The organism is Alphaproteobacteria bacterium (genome assembly GCA_019695395.1).
GTDB lineage: Bacteria > Pseudomonadota > Alphaproteobacteria > JAEUKQ01 > JAIBAD01 > JAIBAD01.
The window spans coordinates 1-20,973 of sequence record JAIBAD010000012.1; the positions used below are offsets into that span (position 1 = coordinate 1).

A 20,973-nucleotide genomic window follows, 5' to 3' on the forward strand; every position below is an offset into this window, starting at 1 on the left:
ATGGTGGAGCCGATCGGGATCGAACCGACGGCCTCTTCATTGCGAACGAAGCGCTCTCCCAACTGAGCTACGGCCCCATAAATTTACTATTAGAAATCCTGAAAAAATCTGTCAACCTTCATTTCTTAAAGCATACTTGCGATTTTATATTAATCTCGTTAAATTAATCAAAAATGGTACTCATGTCACAAAGGAATAAATGCTATGCATTCGTTGATTGATTTAATAGGTACAATCATTAATCTTTATATGTGGCTTATTATAGCTTATGTCATTATGAATTGGTTAATTAATCTTAATATTATTAATACAAGCATTTATGCTGTGCAACGTATCTATCGTTTTTTAACCCAAATTACCGAACCTGCATTACAACCTATCCGAAAAATTATCCCATATATAGGTGGCATTGATATTTCGCCAGTTATTCTTATTCTTCTTCTTTATTTTGCCCGTAATTTAATGTATGAAATATTTATCTAATTAAAAACACTGATGACACACTATTCCGATCATATCTTACATAAAATTATTGATGGGAAAAAACTGGCTAATCAATTATGTACGTCAGTTAGCACAGAAATTAATCAATTAACTAACCATCAAAAAATTGTACCTGGCCTTGCAGTGATCATGGTAGGTGATAATCCAGCAAGCCATATATATGTTCAAAACAAACAAAAAAAAGCTAAAGAATTGGGCATTAATTCTTTTCATTATCCATTAGCGATGACAACAAGTGAAATGGAATTATTACATCTTCTTGACCAATTAAATCATGACCCAAATGTGCATGGGATTTTAGTTCAATTACCCTTACCAGATCATATTGATCCCCATAAAATAATTGAACATATTCACCCCGATAAAGATGTAGATGGATTTCATAGCAGAAATATGGGGCTTTTAGCCCTGGGAAAAAAAGAATTGGTCCCGTGTACACCCCTTGGCTGTTTGAAGTTATTAAAGCATTTTCTTGGAAATTTATCAGGCAAAAAATCTGTTATTATTGGGCGGTCTAACATTGTTGGGAAACCAATGGCTTTATTATTATTACAGGAAAATTGTACGGTCACCATAACCCATTCTTATACACAAAATCTTGCCCAAGAATGCCAACAAGCTGACATCATTATTGCAGCCATCGGAAAACCAAATTTTGTTAAAGCTGAATGGGTTAAAGAAAATAGCGTTATTATTGATGTTGGTATTAATCGCATATCAAATGAAAACAACAAATCTATCATTGTTGGTGATGTTGATTTTTCAAATGTTGTTGACAAAGTGCAAGCCATAACCCCTGTACCAGGTGGGGTTGGGCCCATGACCATTGCGTGCCTTATGCATAACACGTTACAAGCATATAAAAAACAATTATCTATTTAGCCCTTTATCTTCTTTAAAATAAATAATATTCTTGTCCGTATACGGCAAGTTTTTTATATTTATTAGATTAAAATAAATGCATAACAGTAATTCTAAGGATTTTTCTTATGCATTTTCTTCATTTTAATCATCATATACTTAAAGATATTGGCATTGAAAAATGGCAAATAAACTATCAAATTAATCAAAACTTTATTTTTTATATAAAAAAAATTTTTATTTGTAACCTTTCTACTTATTATGATAATTACTTTTCATTTTTATTTTTACCTAGAAGACGAAGACGTAAAGCTTGAAGATGAATAAATCCTTCTGCATCTTTTTGATTATAAACCTGATCTTGTTCAAAAGTGACATGATCAATACTATAAAGACTTTTCGGAGAACGCCTGCCCGTCACATAAACATTGCCTTTATAAAGTTTTAATTTTACGACACCTTCAACATGTTCTTGGCTTTTATCAATTAAGGCTTGTAACATAAGACGTTCTGGACTGTACCAGAAACCATTATAAATTAATTCTGCATAACGTGGCATCAATTCATCTTTAAGATGGGCTGCCCCCCGGTCAAGGGTAATACTTTCAATGGCCCGATGAGCCACATGCAAAATTGTACCCCCCGGTGTCTCATAGATACCACGTGATTTCATACCCACAAATCTATTTTCTACAAGATCAAGTCGGCCAATACCGTGCATTCCACCCAAACGATTTAATTCCTTTAACAGGAAGGCAGGGGATAATTTCTGACCATTAACCGCAATTGGATCACCTTTGAGAAATTCTATTTCAATTATCTGTGGTTCATTCGGGGCTGCTTCCGGCGCAACCGTTCTACTATATACATAATCTGGGGCTTCAATCCATGGATCTTCTAAAATTTTTCCTTCGGCTGAAATATGTAAAAGATTGGCATCTGTTGAAAACGGCGCTTCCCCTCTTTTATCTTTGGCAATAGGAATTTGATTTTTTTCCGCAAATTCTATAAGAGCTGCGCGTGAATTTAATTGCCATTCCCGCCAAGGGGCCACAACTTTAATATCTGGATTTAATGCATAATAGGTCAATTCAAAACGTACTTGATCGTTTCCCTTCCCTGTTGCCCCATGGGCTACAGCATCTGCACCCATTTCTTTAGCAATTTCGATTTGTCTTTTGGCGATTAAAGGACGAGCAATTGATGTCCCTAAAAGATAATGCCCTTCATACATAGCATTACTGCGAAACATGGGGAAAACATAATCGCGGACAAATTCTTCTTGTAAATTTTCAATAAAAATATGTTGGACCCCAAACATTTCTGCTTTTTTTCGGGCAGGTTCTAATTCTTCACCTTGTCCTATATCTGCTGTAAAAGTAATCACTTCACACCCATAGGTCTGTTGCAACCACTTTAAAATAACGCTGGTATCAAGCCCACCAGAATAAGCTAAAACAATTTTTTTAATAGGATACGCCATAAAATTTCTTTCATTTTTAAATATGGATTTTCTATATAATTATTCTAAGATTAAAAGATATATTTTACATCTTTAAAAAATTAATATTATAGTAAGTTGGAGATTAGATTCGGACATGCTCCTTGCTAACCCGGCCAGATCCGGAAGGAAGCAGCCGTAACAAGTTCTTCATGGGTCGTAATCTAGTCTCCTTATGTTTTAATGTATATTTCTACTTTATCCTTAATTAAGATATAAATATATAAATTCTTAACAAGATACAGTTACTTATGATGACCACATCACCTTATCGGGTATTAGCCCGTAAATATAGACCTGGCAAATTGACCGAACTTATTGGTCAAGATGTGATGGTACGTATTTTAACCAATGCCCTTGTCACAGGGCGTATTGCCCATGCTTTCATGTTAACAGGGGTACGAGGTGTTGGAAAAACAACAACAGCTAGAATTATTGCACGTGGGTTAAATTGCCTGGGTCAAGACGGAAATAGCGGACCTACTATTAATCCTTGTGGAATTTGCAGCCAATGCGACCTGGCACTGAATGAACGTCATTTAGATATTATTGAAATGGATGCTGCAAGTCACACAGGTGTTGCAGACATCCGTGATCTCATCGAAGGTGTACTTTATGCCCCTGTATCGGGACGATATAAAATATACATTATTGATGAAGTCCATATGCTTTCCAATAATGCTTTTAATGCTTTATTGAAAACTTTGGAAGAACCTCCGCCTCATGTGAAATTTATTTTTGCTACAACTGAAATTCGTAAGGTACCTGTCACCATACTATCCCGTTGTCAACGTTTTGACCTGAAACGGGTTGATGAGATTGTGTTACAAAAATATTTTGGTGATATAGCAAAGCTTGAAGGATTTTCTATTGATCCCGAAGCCGTTGGATTAATTGCCCGCGCTGCCGAAGGTTCTGTGAGAGACGGGTTATCATTGCTCGACCAAGCCTTAATCCTGTCAGAAAATTCAACAATTAAAGCTGACGCTGTACGCCATATGTTAGGAAGTACAGATCAAAAAGAACTTTTAGAGCTTTATGAACATTTAGTAACCGGTCTTACGTCTCATGCGCTAGAGAAACTTAAATCCCTTTATGTGCTTGGAAGTGATCCTATTTTAATTATTAAAGATTTGCTTGAATTAACTGCTGAATTAAGCCGCTTACAAATTTCTCCTGATCTTTATAAAAAATTATTTTTCGGTGAAACCAACCAAATTCTTGTACAAAAGTTATCAACCCAATTATCCGTATCTATTTTAGCTAAATTGTGGCAACTTCTTCTTAAAGGGCTTGCAGAAATTCAAACTGCCCCCAATCCTTATCAAGCCGCTGAAATGCTTATTATTAGATTGACACATACAGCTTCTCTTCCAACACCTGCAGAATTAATTGACTTGTGGCAAAATAGTAAGGATTCTAAATTAATATCCTCACCATCACCTGTGCCTTCCTCTTCTGCGGCAATAGTTTCTAACAATAAAAATTTTATAAAAAATATACCAACATCAGAATTATCTACACCAGAAATTGTTGATTTTACGTCGTTCCATCTACCTCAAAACCCTATACCTTCATCTTCTTTGACATCGGACAAAATATCTTCTTCATCTCTTACAACCTTTGAAGATATGGTTGATTTATTTGCCCAAAAAAGGGAAGCTATTCTTCACACTAACCTTGTTTACAATACTAGATTGGTTAGATATCAAAAAGGTAACATTGAAATTAATGTAACCGACCAAACACCAAAAAACTTTATTAACAGACTAGCCACCTGTCTTAATGAATGGACAAATGAAAGGTGGACCATTAATTTAACCCAAGAATCTGGTGGCCCCACATTGGCTGAAAAAAAAGCTATGGAAGAAGAAAGAAAGATTAATGAGGCTATGCAACATCCTATTGCCAAAACTATATTAGAAAATTTTCCAAATGCTAAAGTTGATAAAATTATTCCCCTTAATCAAAATTCTGATGCTGTAATTGATACTTATACAAAAGGAGATACACCTTGATGAAAAATTTAGGCTCTATGCTTAAGCAAGCCCAACAAATTCAGAATAAAATGTCTGAAATGCAAAATGAATTGGATAAAATGGAGGTAACTGGATCAGCAGGCGGTGGTATGGTCCAAATTGTTATTTCTGGAAAAAACAATGTACGTTCTATCCAAATTGATCCCCAACTTTTAAAAAGTGAAGAAAAAGAAATTCTTGAAGATTTAATTGTTGCGGCCTTCCAAGATGCCAAAACCAAAGTTGAAGCATTAGCTTCAGCGGAAATGGCTAAAATTACAGGCGGTCTTCCCTTACCACCTGGATTTAAATTACCTTTTTAAAAATAGGTTGATTTATGTTAATTGGTGGTTCTGATATTAATCATCTTGTCAGTTTATTAAGTAGATTACCTGGGCTGGGGCCAAGATCAGCTAGACGTGTGACTTTACATCTATTAAAAAAACGGGACGAAGCTATTATTCCATTGATTGAAGCTTTTCATGCTATTCTCAACAATGTAAAATCATGTGTGGAATGTGGTAATTTAGATAATTCAGATATCTGCACTCTATGTATGGACCGTAAAAGAGATATAACAACTTTATGTGTTGTTGAAGATGTTGTTGATCTTTGGGCGTTGGAAAGAGCTCATATATTCCAAGGACATTATCATGTATTAGGTGGGGTTTTATCCGCACTTGATGGTATTGGACCTGATCAGCTTAATATTGAAAAATTAAAAACTAGAGTGCAGAAAAATTCTGATATTAAAGAAATTATTTTAGCATTGCCAACCACAATGGATGGACAAGCAACCACTTATTATTTACAAGAATTTTTATCCCCCTTTCCCTTAGTTATTAGTCATCTTGCCCACGGCGTCCCTGTAGGGGGTGAATTAGATTATATGGATGACAATACGTTAGCTGCTGCACTCAAAGCACGAAGGCCAATCATATAAAATCATTTTAACTTTAAGAAAGAAAATCAAAATGACCCCATCTTATTACCTTGAAGATTTAACAATTGGTATGACAGCTAATTTAAGTAAAACAATTACCGCCACAGATATAGCTTTATATGCGGATGTATCATCGGACACAAATCCTGTACATCTTGATGAAAATTTTGCTAAAAACACAATTTTTAAAAAACCTATTGCTCATGGTCTTTTAAGTGCGGGATTGATTTCAGCTGTTTTTGGTACAAAACTTCCAGGGCCAGGTGCCATTTACATTATGCAAAATCTTAAATTTAAAGCACCCGTTTATATTGGAGATACAGTAACAGCAACTGTAACCGTAACTGGAATTGATCAAGAGAAGGCACGTGTCAGTTTTGAAACCATCTGTACAGTAGGTCAAACAGTAGTTATAGCGGGCGACGCTCAACTTATGGTTCCAAGAAAATCAAAATAATAAATTGATTATTCAAGTTTTATAAAACAATTAGGATCATTAAGACATTAAGATGAAATTAATACGCTATCTTAATAATCCTTTATCTTTTATCCAAAAAAATGTTATTTCGCTAGGTAACTTTGATGGTGTCCATCAAGGACACCAAATGGTTTTAAAAGAAGGAAAAAATATAGCCAAAAAAAATTCAATACCTCATGCTGTTTTAACTTTTGAGCCTCATCCTAAAGAATTTTTTTTTCATGATTCATTACCTTTTCGTTTAACACCTTGTGCCATCAAATTGAAACTTCTAAATAAATTAAATATTGATTATGTTGTCGTATTAAAATTTAATTATGATCTTTCATCATTATCACCAGAATTATTTATTCAAAATATTTTAATCAATTCTCTTCATGTTGATCATGTGGTTGTTGGACATGATTTTGTTTTTGGTAAAAATCGTCAAGGTAATGCAGATTTACTAAAAATTTTAGGAAAAAAAATGGGATTTAACGTTACGATTGTCAAGCCTATTAAAAACGCCAATAATCTTATCTATTCATCAACACATATTCGTGACTATTTAAAAAAAGGGCAAATTCAGGATGCAAATAAAATGTTGGGTAGACCCTGGCAAATCCAAGGACGTGTTATCAAAGGTGATCAAAGAGGCAGAACCATTGGTTTTCCCACCGCAAATATTTTTTATAAAAACTATTTAATTCCCACTTTTGGTGTTTATGCATGTTTTGTAAAACACCCAAAAGAATCGCATCAATTGTTTCCAGCCATAACAAATATTGGTTATAGACCAACTATTCATGGTCAGGATTTAAGGGTCGAAACACATATTTTTGATTTTAGCGGTGATCTTTATGATCAAAAATTGTCTATTATGTTAATTGATTTTATCAGACCAGAAAAAAAATTCGATAGTCTTCAGCATTTGCAAAACCAAATCATTCAAGATTGTCAAACTGCCCAATCTATTCTTCAAAATTCAATAAATTCTATTGATATGGCAGATCCTTTAAATGATCTTTCTTGTTAAGAAAGGTTTTTGACAAATGAATGTAAAATAGACACAATAAGCAAAAATTATAAGGTTTTGTTATTATGGATTATCGCTCGACTGTTTTTTTACCAAAGACCAATTTCCCCATGCGGGCCAATTTATCAATTAAAGAACAAGAAATTCTTGGTCATTGGCAAAAAATTGATCTTTTTCAAAAATTAAGATCTCTTTCTAAAGGAAGAAAAAAATTTATTCTTCACGATGGCCCACCTTATGCTAATGGCCATATTCATATTGGCCACGCCCTTAATAAAATATTGAAAGATGTGGTTAATAGATCCCAACAAATGTTGGGAAAAGATGTCTATTATATTCCAGGCTGGGATTGCCATGGCTTACCTATAGAATGGCAAATTGAACAAAATTATCGGAAAAAAGGTATTGATAAAGATAAGGTTCCTGTTTTGGAATTACGTAAAGAATGCCGTGATTCTGCAACCAATTGGATCAAAATTCAAAAAGAAGAGTTTATAAGATTAGGTGTTCTTGGTGATTGGGATAATTCCTATACCACAATGGATTTAAAAGCAGAAGCCCAAATTGCCAAAGAAATTAGTAAATTTTTATTTAATGGTGCACTTTACCGTACATCAATTCCCGTTCTTTGGTCTGTTGTTGAAAAAACCGCGCTTGCCGAAGCAGAATTAGAATATCATGACCACACATCCCAAGCCATTTTTGTAAAATTTCCAATTCAAACATCACCCATTTTATCTAAAAATAAAACATTTATCGTTATATGGACGACCACACCTTGGACCCTTCCAGGAAACCGGGCTATTGGATATGGGGCTGATATCGACTATGCCGTTATTGACGTTAAAAAAATTGCTGAAAATAGCCGTGCTATTATTGGTGAAAAATTGGTGATAGCGGTCCCTCTTTTAGATTCTTTTGCCGAAGTTAATGGTATTATTGACTATAAAATATTAGAAAAAAAGTCTGGCAAAGATTTTAAAGATACCATCTGCCATCATCCCTTGTACCAGCATGGGTATGATTTTCCTGTTCCTCTTTTGCCTGGTGATTTTGTGACTACAGATCAGGGAACTGGATTTGTACATATTGCACCTGGTCACGGTTTAGATGATTATCAATTAGGATGCGCCCATAATATTCCTGTTCCCCAAACTGTTGCAGCTGATGGTAGCTATTATGATGACGTCCCACTTTTTGCTGGTAAAAAAGTTTTATATCCTAATGGTAAAGAGGGTAATGCAAATAATGCTGTTATAGAGGCTCTTATGGACCAGCACGCCCTTTTAGCACATAATCCATTGGTACATAGCTATCCCCATAGCTGGCGCTCAAAAGCTCCCTTAATATTTCGTAACACCCCCCAATGGTTTATTAGTATGGAAAAAAATGGATTAAGAGAAAAAGCTTTACATGCTATTGAACATGATATCCGTTTTATCCCAGAACAAGGTAAACGACGTTTATATTCAATGATCGACCAACGTCCTGATTGGTGTATTTCAAGACAACGCGCATGGGGTGTTCCCATTCCTTTATTTCTTCATAAAAAAACCCAAGAAATTTTAAAAGATCAAAAAGTCATGGATAGAATTGTTGATATTTTTGGTAAAGAAGGATCAGATTCATGGTTTAATGGTAATCCCCAACGGTTTTTAGGATCTGAATATTCTATAGATGATTATGACCAAGTAATGGATATTGTCGATGTGTGGTTTGAAAGTGGAACAACCCACAGTTTTGTTCTTGAATCACGCGCAGATCTTGAATGGCCATCATCCTTATATCTTGAAGGATCAGACCAACATCGAGGATGGTTTAATTCTTCTTTATTGGAAAGTTGTGGGACGCGAGGAAAAGCACCTTATAAAGCTGTATTAACCCACGGATTTGCTCTGGACGAAATGGGAAGAAAAATGTCAAAATCACTGGGCAATGTTGTATCCCCCCATGATGTCATTAAACAATATGGTGCCGATATTTTACGACTTTGGATTATGGCCTCTGATTATGCCGAAGATTTGCGGATTGGGCCAGAAATTTTAAAACAGCAGGCGGAACTTTATCGTAAATTACGAAATACCTTGCGCTATTTGTTAGGTGCTTTAGAAAATTTTGATCCTAAAAAGGAATCCGTCAAAGAAGACCAAATGCCAGAACTTGAACAATGGGTTTTGCATCGTCTTTACCAAATTGACCAAGAATTAAGGTACGTTTGTGAAAACTTTACCTTTCATCATTTTTTTACAACACTTCATCATTTTTGTGGTAATGATCTTTCTGCTTTTTATTTTGATATCCGTAAAGATAGTCTTTATTGTGATGATCCTAATAATCTTGTCAGAAAATCCGTACGCACTGTCTTTAACCACGTTTTCAATTGTTTAACAGCGTGGCTTGCCCCAATTTTATGCTTTACCACAGAAGAAGCATGGTTAAGTTATTCTAATAAATCAACAGAAAGTGTTCATATGAGACAATTTCCAGATATTCCATCTTCTTGGAAGAATGAGAAATTAATTGAACGCTGGGAACATATAAGAACTTTAAGACGTGTGGTTACCGGCGCCATGGAAGAAGCACGCAACCAAAAACTTATTGGATCAAGTCTCCAAGCCCACCCTATTATTTATACAAATTCTTCTTATATTGAAGCTATACAAAATTTACCTATATCTGATATTATGATTGCATCGGATGTCACACTTTTGGATGAAGAAATCCCAAAAAATGCATTCCAATTAGATGATGTCAAAAATATTGGTGTTGTTATAAAATTAGCAGAAGGCAAAAAATGCGAACGTTGTTGGAAAATAACCAATGAAGTTGGACATCAACCCAAAGCTAATGATGTATGCCATAGATGTCATGATGTTGTTTATAGCCAAAGTTAAGTAACATGATTTTTTATTATTCTCTTGTCCTTATTATTACGGTTATTTTTTGTGACCAAGCCACAAAATGGGTAATTCTTTCTGAATTTTCAACATCCCCAAGAATAATTGAAGTTACCAGTTTTTTTAATATATTATTGGTTTGGAATCGTGGCGTTAGTTTTAGTTTATTTAGCTCTTCCCATCCTTATAGCCCTTGGATTTTATCGGCTGTAGCCCTTATTGTTGTGGTCATTTTATTATATTGGTTAAAAAGAACCACCCATTGTTTATCGTCCCTTGCTCTTGGTTTTATTATTGGTGGGGCAATTGGTAACATTATTGATAGATTACGCTTTCAAGCTGTTGTTGATTTTTTAGATTTTCATTTAGGTGATTATCATTGGCCAGCTTTCAATGTTGCAGACATGGCTATTACTTTTGGTATTGCTTTATTATTAATTGACGTGTGGTTTGTTAGAAAAGTATCAGAAAGATAATTGGTTTTATCATTGTACGAGGTATAGATGGATAAAATATCTTTAACAAAATGTTTGGTTCTTGGACAATTATTGTTCATAAGTTTTGCATTAACAAGCTGCAATAATGCTAAAGAACGTTTGGGTCTGGCCAAAAAACCACCCGATGAATTTCAAGTGGTACGACGTGCACCTTTAAGCTTACCACCCAATTTTACACAATTGCCTGAACCAACACCAGGGGCACCGCGTCCCCAAGAAGGTACCACCAAAGATCAAGCTGCGGTGGCTGTGTTTGGACCTCGTCAAGCACCTGTTGCCACAAATGGACAAACAGTTGGTGAAAGTGCGCTTCTTAATAATTTTGGTGCAGAAAATATTGATCCAACCATTCGTGAAAAAGTTGATAAAGAAACCAAAGAAATTAATGAAGATGAAAGAAATTTTATGCAATCTTTAATTTTCTGGCGTAAAGATGAACCCCTAGGGGTCGCTGTTGATGCTGGTGAAGAGCAAAGAAGATTGGATGAAAACGCTGCTTTAGGTAAAGCTGCCAATGAAGGAAACGTTCCAACCATTAAACGTAAACGTAAAGCTTTACTTGAAGGATTATTTTAATTTTGTCTTTTATCCTTTCTTAAAAGAAATAACTTTATGATTAAAAAGATATTTTTCTTTACTCAATTCTGTTTTTTATTTTTGGGCTTTGCTTTCAATAATATTAAACTTTGTGATGCTAAGATTTTTAACCCCATATATTTTAAACTTCCCAATGGTTTGGAAGTTGTCATGGTTATCAATCATAATATCCCAGTTGTAACCCAAATGATTGTCTATAAAGTTGGTTCTGTAGATGAACCATTGGGTAAATCCGGATTGGCACATTTTCTTGAACATCTTATGTTTAAAGGTACCAAAAATACACCCCCTGGACTTTTTTCTAAAGAAGTTGAACTTCACGGTGGACAAGAAAATGCTTTTACAACACAGGATTACACATCTTTTTATCAAACTATTGCACGGGACAATTTAGAAAGAATTATTGCCCTTGAAGCTGATCGCATGACCAACCTTTCTCTCCTACCGAAAGATTTAGAATTTGAACGCCAAGTTGTTTTAGAGGAACGCAATCAACGTATTGAAAACCAACCCCAAGCCCGTCTTAAACAAATGATGCAAAGCTCTTTGTTTTTAAATCATCCTTATGGAAGACCAATTATTGGTTGGGAGCACGAAATCAAAAATCTTGATCTTAAAGATATCAACAATTTTTATCACAGTTGGTATGCCCCTAATAATGCTATTCTTGTCCTTACAGGTGATTTTGATGAACAACAAACAAGAAAATGGATTAATAAATATTATGGTCCTATTAAGCCTAAGAATTTGCCAACTAAATTAAGATTACAAGAACCACCAAGAGAAGGAATTGAAACACTTAGTTTAACAGATCCCCAAATTCAAACTCCTTCATGGCGTCGTGAATATCTTATTTCTTTTCTATCTTCTTCTGATAAAAAATCAAAACCTATATTTCAACTTTTTTCTGAAATCATGGGTGGTGGAGAAACAAGTAGATTGTACAAAAATATCGTTATTGACCAAAAAATTGCGACATCGGTTGGATGTTATTTTTATAGTTATAAAGATTACGCCCAATTGGGATTTTATGGACAACCCAGCAATGGTCATACAATTGATGAGGTTATTCAAGCAATCGATGCAACTATTGATCAATTTCTTAATGAAGGAATAAGTGAAGCAGAATTAATAAGCGCGAAAAATCTTTTTTTGGCTGAATCAATTAAAATTCGTGATGATCTTAATGCCCCATCCAATATTATTGGGGTTGCGCTTGCAACAGGACAAACGATCGATGATATTGAAAACTGGGCTGAAACTATAGAGGCTGTGCAATTAGCTGATATACAGAAATTACTAAAACCTATTCTTAAACGCGAAAATTCTGTCAGCGGATTATTATTTCCTCAATCTCAACCATCAAATTCTTCTTTGGGCTCTTCTCATTAAAGGTTTTAACCCGTGATACGTTTTATTTTTTGTTTCTTTTTCTTAAATGCTTTTTTTAATCAAACTTTGTATGCATTTGATATTCAATCTGTTAAAAGTTCTAAAAATAATATTGAAGCTTGGCTTGTTGAAGATCATTCTTTGCCTCTTATTTCTATTGCTATTGGATTTCGTGGTGGTAGCGCCCTTGATCCCGAAAAAAAACAAGGCCTAGCTTTATTTACGACATCCCTTCTGGATGAAGGTGCTGGTCAATTAGATGCCACAGCTTTCCAGCAAAAAACTAAAGATCTAGCTCTCGATCTTGATTATGTGTGTAGTAAAGATACCATTATTATTACTTTTCGTAGTCTAACAAAATATCAAAAAGAAGGTCTTGCGCTTCTAAAGAGTTCATTAATCGAACCCAGATTTGATACAAGCGCCATCGAACGTATTCGAAGCCAACTTCTGGTCAATATAAAAAATAACCAAGGCAACCCTGGACGGATAGGAAGACTTGCATGGCTTTCTATGAATTTTCCGGGTCATCCTTATAGCAAAGATATGACAGGTACTGCTGAAACTATTGCATCGATTGAACAAAATGATTTTAAAGAATTTTTACATAATCGTTTTACATTAGATAATATGTTTGTTGCCGTTGTAGGGGATATTGATGCCACACATCTTTCTTCGCTTCTTGATGAAACTTTTGGGGACTTACCTAAACAGTCTGCCCTTCCTATTGTACAAAATTCTATAGCAGCTGAAAGCAAAGGCGAAATTTGGTCTATTCCCAATGATATACCCCAGAGTATTATTTTATTTGGCCATGGTGGCATTAAACGTAATCATCCAGATTTTATACCAGCTGTACTGGTAAATTATATTTTAGGGGGAAGCAATTTTGATTCACATCTTAATAATGAAATAAGAGAAAAACGTGGATTAACATATGGAATTAGCACAGATCTTGAAACCTATACACAAACAGGTCTTATTACAGGTAATGTTGCAACCCAAAGTAACAAAGTTTTAGAAACTATTGATCAGATTAAAAAAGAATGGGGTCAAATTCATGATAAAGGATTAACCCAACAAGAGCTTGATAATGCAAAAAAATATACAAGAGGATCTTTTGCCTTACAATTTAATAGCAGCATAAATATTGCTCAGACATTATTAAGATTACAATTAAATAATCTGGGCATTAATTATATTAAAGAACGAGAAAATTTGATTAATTCTGTTACCTTAAAGGATATTAAAAGGGTTACCAGTGAAATTTTTATGCCTAATAAATTAAGTTTTGTTATTGTAGGCAAAACCCAAGACATCCCAAATCAAAAAATACTTACCCAATAATTTTATAAAAATTGGAATATATAGGTTAATAACCCTTGATTCTTTGTCTAATTTAACCCATATCTCGTGCATGATTCATAATAATCGGAGCTAAAAAAATGAATGATCAATCTTATGCTTTTCAAGCAGAAGTAAGCCGTCTTTTAGACATTGTTACCCATTCTCTTTACAGTGATAAATCTGTCTTTTTGCGTGAACTTATTTCCAATGCATCAGATGCCTGTGATAAATTACGATATTTAAATTTAACAAATACTAGCTCTGGGTCGAAACAGGTAGAATATCAAATTAAAATCATTCTGAATAAATCAGATCAAACACTTATTATTCAAGACAATGGCATTGGAATGAATCGTGATGATTTAATGTCAAATCTTGGAACTATAGCGCGAAGTGGGACAGCAAAATTTCTTAATGAAATAGAAAAAAATGATCAGAAAAATATTTCCCTTATTGGTCAGTTTGGTGTGGGTTTTTATTCCGCTTTTATGGTTGCCCACAAAGTTGATGTTTATAGTTGTAAAGCAGGTGAAACTGAAGGTTGGATTTGGAGTTCAGAGGGTAAAGGACAATTTACAATTAACCCCCAATCTGATGTTACACAAGGGACAAAAATTGTTTTACATCTAAAAAAAGATGCTAAGGAATATTTGGAACCTGAAAGAATTAAACACATTGTTCGTCAATATTCAGACCATATTGATCTTCCAATAATTCTTGTACATGACAACCAAGAAGAAAGAATTAATAAAGCATCCGCTTTATGGAGCAGAGCAAAATCCGATATATCTGAAGATCAATATAAAGAATTTTATCATCATACAGCCCATGCTTTTGATGACCCCTGGCTTACCATGCATTTTAAAGCGGAAGGAAAAATTGAATATAGCGGGATTTTGTTTGTGCCTTCGACACGGCCCATGGATATTTTTTATCCCGAACGTCGTCAATGGGTAAAACTTTATGTTAAACGTGTTTTTATTACAGATGATTGTAAGGATATTTTACCAACTTGGTTACGTTTTATCCGAGGTGTCGTCGATTCTGAAGATTTACCCTTAAATATTAGTCGGGAAATGCTTCAACATAATCCTATTTTAAGTAAAATTCGTGCAGGTTTAGTTAAAAGAATTATAAATGAGCTTCAAAAAAAATCTGATCTATCCGAAGAAAATTATATTGAATTTTGGAATAATTTTGGTGCTGTTCTTAAAGAAGGATTATATGAAGATAATGAATATCATGACCAACTTTTAGAATTAGGACGATTTGCAACTTCAGAACAAGAAAAATTAACTTCGTTATCAACCTATGTTCAAAATATGAAGCCTAATCAAGAAGCTATTTATTTCATAACAGGTGAAAATATAGACAACATAAAACGCAGTCCCCATTTAGAAGGGTTCGCCGCACGTAAAATTGATGTTTTATTGCTTTCAGATCCTATTGATGAATTTTGGATCAACAAAATAAAGAATTATAAAGGTAAAGAATTTCAATCTATTACTAAAGGTAGCATTGATCTAAATAAAATTGCCCCTTTATCAAAAGAAGATATATCTAAAAAAAATGATACTAATTCAACAAGTCAACTTAACAATCTTGTGGCTTTATTTCGTTTAACTTTAAATGATAATGTTAAAGATGTACGACTTTCTGAAAGATTGACCGATAGCCCAGTTTGTTTAATTGCTGATGATAATGATCTTGATATTCATTTAGAAAAAATTTTAAAGCAACACCAACAACTTCAGCATATAAGCAAACGTATTTTAGAAATTAATCCAAATCACCCTCTTATTTTAGCCCTTGCTCATGGATTAGGTCAAAATAACCAAGGAAGCAAGATTGAAGAAATGGCTTGGTTATTATTTGATCAAGCCCAACTTGCTGAAGGCGAAATTCCAAAAGATCTAAAAAAATTTAGCCAAAGATTAGGAAATATTATGCAAGGATCTTTAGCTCAAACTGATTGATATTACCATCCCCAAAAAAGGAGCCACCACCCGATGTTGATATAAACAATGGCACTACCAATCCATGTCATCGCAAAAAATTGTCTAGTTAATGAAATTTTATAGAAACGTAAAATATCCCACCCTAATTTTAAACTATATAAACTACTTGTGACTAGAAAAAATAGTCTTAAATAACTTACCCAAAATAAGGGAATTTCTTCAAGTTTAAGAAATGTTATGGTGAGAGCTGATAAACCCAAAAATACACCACAACCGGCCAAAGGAATTAGACTTTGAGATAAATGATAAACTTTTTTCCATTCGAAATTGTCTATCATAAAAATAGCATTTATTATTAAAAATAGAAGCACAAACCCAACACTGCATGCTGTCCCAAGAATATAAAAAATAATTAATGCCCCATCCAATAAATTAAAAACATCATTATTTTCAGAATATGATGTTAATATCCACCATGGTGTCTGGATATCAAGTGGCCATAAAATATTATGGTTAACTAACCAAACTGCCACATATTGTTTAAGATCAATAAACCAAGGGCTGCGGGTCCAATGAAATGCACCCATAGCAAGCCCAATAAGACCAAAACAAATTAAAATTGTTTCCCAAATGCCGTCTTTATGATTAATAAAATTAACAATTTCTTGGGCAGAAGAACGCCAAGAAAGATTAATAGCATCACGATGGCCACTACATCTTGTACACATATGACATTCTGACGCACCCTCCATCTGACGTAAAGGAATTAAAGGTGCGCAGTTTGGTGTATCTTTCTTTGTAATTTTGTGGTCATACGTGAATTTTTCCCATGCATGATGATCAACCTTAAAATGTAAAGGTGATAAGCGCGCCATAAGATTAAAAACACCATTAACTGGACACAAATACCGGCACCAAATACGTTTTTCGCGCCCATATAAGAAACCAATGACAATAGCTGCCAATGTTGAGCCACCTAAAATAAGCAAGGTAGGTTTGGGATATTGATAAACACTTACCAATTGGCCATAAATTGTTGTGCAAGCAAAAGCAACAAAGGGCCACCCACGCCAGCGTATCCAATGGGGAATTGCACCTTGACGTCCATAACGGCTTGCCCATTCTGTCAATGTACCTTCAGGGCATAATACCCCACACCAAACGCGTCCTAAAAAAACCATAGACAATAAAACAAAAGGCCACCATATTCCCCAGAAAAGAAACTGTGAAAATAAAGTTAAATTTTTATAGAAATGAATTTCATCTAATGGTAAAGGTAAAAAAGCAGGAACCACAATCAGGAATAGATAAAAGAAGACAATAAGCCATTGTATATAATAAATGACTGTTAATTTATTTTTCGCCCAATGACCTATTTTAGCCAGAATTGGTGCAGGCAATAGAGTAGATAAAGGAAATACCATGTCCAAAACTAAAAATAATAATGATTATTATTTTATTTTAGCTTGTCTTGTCCGATAAAGGAAATAAATAATAATAATCCAATAGCCGGCATATAATAATCCTTCAATCAAAGTTGGTTGTGCTTTATAACCTGTTAACGCTGGCAATAATCCACCCAACATATGATCATCAAGAATAAAGCTTGTATCCCATAAATTATCTGTAATTGGAATCCATTCAAGGGATATCATTTTATCGATAGCAGTCATAAATAAGGCTGCAGCTAAAAAAAGCAAAATGATTTCTGTAATACGGAAAAAAGTACGCCATGAAAAATATTGATATCCAAGCTGGAGTAAATAAAAAGTAAAACCGGCTAAAATAAAACCTATAAGAGCCCCTCCGGTAAAATATTGAATACTGAAAAAATCTTTTAATCCTTGCCCAACCCCATATAAAAATATTACTGTTTCACTTCCCTCACGGGCTATGGCTATAGCTGATAAGAAAAAGATACCCCACCAGCTTTGGTCTTGAAGTTTTATATTTAATTCTTGATGAAGTTCTGATTTAAGATAACGTCCATGTTGGCGCATCCAGAAGACCATCTGAACAATTAAAATAGCAGCGATTGAAACAATAATTAAATGAAAATATTCTTGGGCATTTCCTTCTAAAACAGAAGAAAATCCCATAATAATTGTACCTAATATAACAGCGGCTACCAATCCAGCACCCACACCAAACCATAAATACTTTTGAGCATTGAAAGCTTGGGGATTAGATTTGATCCAACTGTAAAGAATACCAATAACCAACATGGCTTCAATACTTTCACGCCATACAATAAAAAATGCCTGACCAAATAAAGGATTATTTATCATTTTATCTTACTCTTATTCCGCAATAATTAAACCTTGACCAATATCCATATGAAATTCATCAAAGAATTTATATTGACCTGGTTTTAAAGCATGAATGACAACAAAAGAAGATGCTCCAGGACCTAATACTTTTTCCTTACGTAATTCAATACTTTCAAATTCAATAGGTGACGTACCAATATTAAAGATTTCTATCTTAAATCTTTGTCCTGCCGGTACTTTAATTTCTATAGGATTAAGCACACCATCTTTAATTTCAAGCCGAAAAGTTTTAAGCTCTTCAGCTTGTCCTCTGTTACCTAAAAAAATTATTGCACATAAAACAAAAGCAATAAAAATTTTCATTAATAACTACCTTTTTTACCAATACCAGCAAAAACAAAATCATATTCGACATTAATAGGTTTAAACCACGCACCAACACCGGTTTCTTTATCAACATGGCGACCAAATTCCCCATGCGAATGCATCATCGTATGGTCATCATGTTTGGGGTCATTGCTTTTTTCCGATTTATGTTTTTCATGAGCATTAGGTGCTTCTACATTTAATTTAAGCTTATAACGACCATTACCCTTCAATTTTACATTATCACCATAATGAGGACCATCACTTGCAACCATAGGCATCATATGTCCTTTGATTGTTTCTTTTTCACCTTCTTTGATTAATTCATAATGGACAACCAAATAGGGCATCCAAGAACCTTCGGCAAATCCATTAGGATTATCTTGGACAGCACTTATATCAGCCTCTAAATGAATATCAGAATCTTCAGCTTTGCGCATAATACCTTCAGGATCCATTTTAATAGGTTGAAGATAAACAGCTGCTATTTCTATACCATCTTGGATTTTTGGTTCCCCAATTGGATATTCTGCAGCTAAAACTAAACTATTTAAAGCTAAATAAGATATGCATATAGCACTTAATTTTAAAATTTTTCTGGTCATTTTTTCTCATTCTTTAATTTTTAATATTATCCAATATTCATAGAAAATAATGATTTCTCTAAAACGATAATGAGAATTATTCTCAAAATACCATTCTATTGTCAAGCTATTAAAAAAATTACTTATATAACTTCAAAAATTTATTAGTTTTGACGATAAATTTGAAAGATATTTATCTAATGTAATATGGGGATAATAAAATAAATGACACAAAATTCTAACAAAAGGATTTTGTGCTTTGATATATTGAGTTAGAATCAATGTTGTTCTTTTATTAGATTTGTTTTCATATAAATTAATTTTATAACCTTTACTATACCAAATTTTATTATCTTCTATTTCATAACAACAATAATATGGTTCATTTTGTAATTTATAACTAATATAACGATCTTTTTTTAGATATTCTACCCAACTTTGCTTTATATTTATTTGATTAAAAAGATGAATTTTTTCTGGATCTAATTTAATTCCTATAATTTTATGGCAATCCTTTAAAATTATATTTTGGAGATCCTTTAAAGAAACATTAAAAACCTTTTGTCTTTGTCCAGTTTTAAGAATTGGTAAATAACGCCCAACACCATAGGTAAAAAAGCTTGTTACTACCTTTATTGTAATAAAATAAGGCCAAAATTTCATCACAGTTTCTTAAAAATTCTTAAAAGAAATATTTAGGAAAAATACAATTCACATTTAGTTTAAATAATTTATAATATAAAAAATAAAAAAATTAATCTATAATTAACCAATATCATATATTTTATTTATTTTTAAAAATTAACATTATTTCATATTATGGATATTTAAAGTGACTCTTATTTCCTTATTACAAAATGAAAATACTCATCCTTTAACAAACAATATTAATTTTACACTAAGTAATTTTTGGAAAGACTCTTTATCTGTTCCAGAAACAACATATCATTATTATAACAATTTTAAAAAATATGGTGTTGTTAGTATTCGCTCTTTTATTCCGCAAAATATTTATGATCAAATTGCCCAAGAATGTATGGATTCGTTAAAAAATTATTCTATCAGGCGAGATTTAACAGAAAATGAAACGGGTGATTCCCCAAGACATATGTTTAATGTAAGAAGAAATGATATTTTAAAAAATAGCCCAACTATTGATACAATTTATCAAAATCATTTATTCTTGAATTTACTTTCCAAAATTGCAGGGGAACAAGTAATCCCTTGTCCTTATTTACCTGAACAATTTCTTATTACTCATCTTTCTAAACCCGGAGATACGCAAGGATGGCATGTAGATGATTATGCGATTGCTGTTATTTGGGTTGTCAAAGCACCCCAAGATCCAGCAGCCGGTGGCTTTTTACAAATTATACAAGATTGTGTTAAATCTAAACCCGTAGATATTTTTAAAACAATTATTGAAAATCCCATAGAATCTTATCCTTGTATTCCCCAAGATGTTTATTTGTTAAAAACAGATACAAATTTACATCAAGTTTATCCTATTAGGAAATCTGGCGAAGAACGTATCATTCTTAATATGACCTTTGCAACAGAATCAGATCTTAAAAAATCTCATATCGATCATAGTTCTATCGAATTATTGTGGGGATAGTTTCTAATAAATCGATTATTCATTAGATTATTAAATAAAATTTTATTCTTTATCAGTTTTTTATATCTTTCTCTTTAATATATTATTGTTTTCTTACTTATATTTGTTCATTCATAAAGTTACTAAT

General features: G+C 33.4%; 20 protein-coding genes, 1 tRNA gene and 1 other RNA gene. 15 read left to right on the forward strand and 7 right to left on the reverse strand.

The window, feature by feature from the left end; all coding sequences use genetic code 11:
• Window position 1: 1 nt before the first annotated feature.
• Window positions 2–77: transfer RNA gene (locus K1X44_03215), tRNA-Ala, on the reverse strand.
• A gap of 127 nt (window positions 78–204) precedes the next feature.
• Here K1X44_03215 and K1X44_03220 point away from each other — a divergent pair.
• Both K1X44_03220 and folD read left to right on the forward strand, forming a co-directional pair.
• Window positions 205–483 carry a YggT family protein gene (locus tag K1X44_03220; GenBank protein ID MBX7146302.1) on the forward strand — a complete coding sequence of 93 codons (279 nt, stop codon included), beginning with the start codon at window positions 205–207 and terminating at the stop codon, window positions 481–483.
• A gap of 12 nt (window positions 484–495) precedes the next feature.
• Window positions 496–1,386: a bifunctional methylenetetrahydrofolate dehydrogenase/methenyltetrahydrofolate cyclohydrolase FolD gene (gene folD, locus K1X44_03225; protein ID MBX7146303.1), complete on the forward strand. Its 891-nt coding sequence runs from the start codon at window positions 496–498 to the stop codon at window positions 1,384–1,386.
• A gap of 247 nt (window positions 1,387–1,633) precedes the next feature.
• On the opposite strand, the gene K1X44_03230 is transcribed toward folD, so the two are convergent.
• On the reverse strand, window positions 1,634–2,848 hold the full coding sequence (locus tag K1X44_03230) for an argininosuccinate synthase (protein MBX7146304.1): 1,215 nt from the start codon (window positions 2,846–2,848) through the stop codon (window positions 1,634–1,636).
• Between the two features lie 98 nt (window positions 2,849–2,946).
• Here K1X44_03230 and ffs point away from each other — a divergent pair.
• The 12 genes from ffs (at window position 2,947) to htpG (ending at window position 16,026) form a co-directional block, all read left to right on the forward strand.
• Window positions 2,947–3,042, forward strand: an RNA gene (gene ffs / locus K1X44_03235) — signal recognition particle sRNA small type.
• 75 nt (window positions 3,043–3,117) lie between these two features.
• Window positions 3,118–4,884: a DNA polymerase III subunit gamma/tau gene (locus K1X44_03240; protein ID MBX7146305.1), complete on the forward strand. Its 1,767-nt coding sequence runs from the start codon at window positions 3,118–3,120 to the stop codon at window positions 4,882–4,884.
• Entirely contained in the window at window positions 4,884–5,207 is a 324-nt protein-coding gene (locus K1X44_03245) for a YbaB/EbfC family nucleoid-associated protein (protein ID MBX7146306.1), read from the forward strand. Before K1X44_03240 ends, K1X44_03245 begins: the two co-directional genes overlap by 1 nt.
• A gap of 20 nt (window positions 5,208–5,227) precedes the next feature.
• Window positions 5,228–5,827 carry a recombination mediator RecR gene (gene recR, locus K1X44_03250; GenBank protein MBX7146307.1) on the forward strand — a complete coding sequence of 200 codons (600 nt, stop codon included), beginning with the start codon at window positions 5,228–5,230 and terminating at the stop codon, window positions 5,825–5,827.
• A 31-nt stretch (window positions 5,828–5,858) separates the two neighbouring features.
• Window positions 5,859–6,284 (forward strand): MaoC family dehydratase, encoded by a 426-nt coding sequence (locus tag K1X44_03255; GenBank protein ID MBX7146308.1) that lies wholly within the window; start codon window positions 5,859–5,861, stop codon window positions 6,282–6,284.
• Between the two features lie 52 nt (window positions 6,285–6,336).
• Window positions 6,337–7,320: a bifunctional riboflavin kinase/FAD synthetase gene (locus K1X44_03260; protein ID MBX7146309.1), complete on the forward strand. Its 984-nt coding sequence runs from the start codon at window positions 6,337–6,339 to the stop codon at window positions 7,318–7,320.
• 65 nt (window positions 7,321–7,385) lie between these two features.
• Window positions 7,386–10,214, forward strand: coding sequence for an isoleucine--tRNA ligase (gene ileS, locus K1X44_03265; GenBank protein ID MBX7146310.1), 2,829 nt, complete (start codon window positions 7,386–7,388; stop codon window positions 10,212–10,214).
• 5 nt (window positions 10,215–10,219) lie between these two features.
• Window positions 10,220–10,693, forward strand: a complete 474-nt coding sequence (lspA, locus tag K1X44_03270) for a signal peptidase II (GenBank protein MBX7146311.1) — start codon at window positions 10,220–10,222, stop codon at window positions 10,691–10,693.
• Between the two features lie 27 nt (window positions 10,694–10,720).
• A complete protein-coding gene (locus K1X44_03275) occupies window positions 10,721–11,290 on the forward strand; it encodes a DUF3035 domain-containing protein (GenBank protein MBX7146312.1) in 570 nt (189 codons plus the stop codon).
• A gap of 171 nt (window positions 11,291–11,461) precedes the next feature.
• Window positions 11,462–12,703, forward strand: coding sequence for an insulinase family protein (locus K1X44_03280; protein MBX7146313.1), 1,242 nt, complete (start codon window positions 11,462–11,464; stop codon window positions 12,701–12,703).
• Between the two features lie 12 nt (window positions 12,704–12,715).
• Entirely contained in the window at window positions 12,716–14,050 is a 1,335-nt protein-coding gene (locus K1X44_03285) for an insulinase family protein (GenBank protein ID MBX7146314.1), read from the forward strand.
• Window positions 14,051–14,148: 98 nt separating this feature from the next.
• Complete coding sequence (gene htpG / locus K1X44_03290; GenBank protein ID MBX7146315.1) at window positions 14,149–16,026, forward strand: molecular chaperone HtpG; 1,878 nt, start codon at window positions 14,149–14,151, stop codon at window positions 16,024–16,026.
• 2 nt (window positions 16,027–16,028) lie between these two features.
• On the opposite strand, the gene K1X44_03295 is transcribed toward htpG, so the two are convergent.
• The 5 genes from K1X44_03295 to K1X44_03315 form a co-directional block, all read right to left on the reverse strand.
• Window positions 16,029–17,432, reverse strand: a complete 1,404-nt coding sequence (locus K1X44_03295) for a 4Fe-4S binding protein (GenBank protein ID MBX7146316.1) — start codon at window positions 17,430–17,432, stop codon at window positions 16,029–16,031.
• 27 nt (window positions 17,433–17,459) lie between these two features.
• On the reverse strand, window positions 17,460–18,296 hold the full coding sequence (locus K1X44_03300) for an FTR1 family protein (protein MBX7146317.1): 837 nt from the start codon (window positions 18,294–18,296) through the stop codon (window positions 17,460–17,462).
• 12 nt (window positions 18,297–18,308) lie between these two features.
• Window positions 18,309–18,641 carry a cupredoxin domain-containing protein gene (locus K1X44_03305; GenBank protein MBX7146318.1) on the reverse strand — a complete coding sequence of 111 codons (333 nt, stop codon included), beginning with the start codon at window positions 18,639–18,641 and terminating at the stop codon, window positions 18,309–18,311.
• Window positions 18,641–19,249 carry an iron transporter gene (locus K1X44_03310; GenBank protein MBX7146319.1) on the reverse strand — a complete coding sequence of 203 codons (609 nt, stop codon included), beginning with the start codon at window positions 19,247–19,249 and terminating at the stop codon, window positions 18,641–18,643. Before K1X44_03310 ends, K1X44_03305 begins: the two co-directional genes overlap by 1 nt.
• Before the next feature lie 132 nt (window positions 19,250–19,381).
• Entirely contained in the window at window positions 19,382–19,891 is a 510-nt protein-coding gene (locus tag K1X44_03315) for a hypothetical protein (GenBank protein MBX7146320.1), read from the reverse strand.
• Window positions 19,892–20,060: 169 nt separating this feature from the next.
• On the opposite strand from K1X44_03315, the gene K1X44_03320 reads away from it, so the two are divergent.
• Complete coding sequence (locus tag K1X44_03320; protein ID MBX7146321.1) at window positions 20,061–20,846, forward strand: hypothetical protein; 786 nt, start codon at window positions 20,061–20,063, stop codon at window positions 20,844–20,846.
• Window positions 20,847–20,973 lie beyond the last annotated feature (127 nt).